Consider the following 376-nt stretch of genomic DNA (forward strand, 5'->3'; position numbering starts at 1 on the left):
ATTACGCTACAAGCCATAAATAAATTAGCAGTATAAGAAAAAAGTAATTCTTGAAAACTAATTGCTAATTCTAAAAATGTGTAGATGTAATATTGAAGAATAAAGGCTATAGAAGCAAACAAAGCAATAATGACAATATTGCTTACAATTTTTTTTAGCATCAAGAATTAAGTTTCTTTATTTGTTGTAGAACAGCGTATAGCGAAAATGCAACACCAGTTAAAGTAAAAATTACTAAAAATGTTTTTTCTGACTTATCTACTTTGTTATCTAACCATTTACCAAAAATTACAAATAGGTATATAGTTAATCCCATTTGAATAGCTATTCCTGTTAATGCAGCAATCTCTTTAAGCTGTTTTTTCGGTTTCTGATT

At 26.9% G+C, this 376-nt stretch carries 1 protein-coding gene; it reads right to left on the reverse strand.

All coding sequences use genetic code 11. From position 1 onward, the window contains the following. Positions 1-160: 160 nt before the first annotated feature. Positions 161-376, reverse strand: a 216-nt coding sequence (locus J8281_RS19225; RefSeq protein ID WP_246849175.1) for an AtpZ/AtpI family protein, incomplete at its 5' end; no start/stop codon positions are given.

This window comes from Aquimarina sp. U1-2, assembly GCF_017897595.1.
GTDB lineage: Bacteria > Bacteroidota > Bacteroidia > Flavobacteriales > Flavobacteriaceae > Aquimarina.